Source organism: Yoonia sp. I 8.24, assembly GCF_022096995.1.
GTDB lineage: Bacteria > Pseudomonadota > Alphaproteobacteria > Rhodobacterales > Rhodobacteraceae > Yoonia.
Map to the genome: position 1 here is coordinate 1 of NZ_JACXGQ010000022.1, position 222 is coordinate 222.

General features: G+C 55.4%; 1 protein-coding gene. It reads left to right on the forward strand.

What is annotated here, in order from left to right; translation table 11 throughout:
• Positions 1–222, forward strand: a 222-nt coding sequence (locus Yoon_RS17895; RefSeq protein ID WP_370642221.1) for a calcium-binding protein, incomplete at both ends; no start/stop codon positions are given.

Sequence of the window (222 nt, forward strand, 5' to 3'; positions counted from 1 at the left end):
TTCTGTTCAGTGATGGCACGCTTGATAGCAATGCTGCCGTTGTGGCGCGTGCGGTGTTGGATCAAGGAACTGATGGTGACGATACAATCGTTGGCACCGGTCATGGCGATATTGTCGACGGCGGCCTCGGGAACGACACGATCACGGCTGGCGATGGGGATGACACGATCATCTACAGTGGCGGTGATGATGTCATCGCAGGGAACCTTGAGAACTTTGGGA